1 tRNA gene (cut by a window edge) is annotated in these 292 nt (G+C 50.3%); it reads left to right on the top strand.

The window, feature by feature from the left end:
* Positions 1-49 (top strand) — tRNA-OTHER (locus B2W70_RS08510) (it extends 96 nt beyond the left edge of the window).
* Positions 50-292: the final 243 nt, after the last annotated feature.

A 292-nucleotide genomic window follows, 5' to 3' on the forward strand; every position in this document is an offset into this window, starting at 1 on the left:
CGGACTTTTAATCCGTTGGTCGCGAGTTCGAGTCTCGCCCGACCCACCAAAAGCTTAAAAAGCTAAAACAGCAAAAAAGCGAAAGGCGAGAGCCGATCGCAAAAAGCCTTTCGGGCTCATCAAGCCCGGCAGCGTGAAGGAAGTGTTGAAAAACATTCACAGCGCTGGACAGTGGCTCAAAAAACTGTCTATAATCTAAGTCTTCGTTGATCGCTGGTTTGCGCAGCATGCGGGCGATCAAAACGATGCAGATGATGCAAAGGGGCTCTTAGCTCAGTTGGTAGAGCAGCGG

The organism is Aquabacterium sp. UBA2148 (assembly GCF_002328915.1).
Lineage (GTDB): Bacteria > Pseudomonadota > Gammaproteobacteria > Burkholderiales > Burkholderiaceae_C > Aquabacterium > Aquabacterium parvum.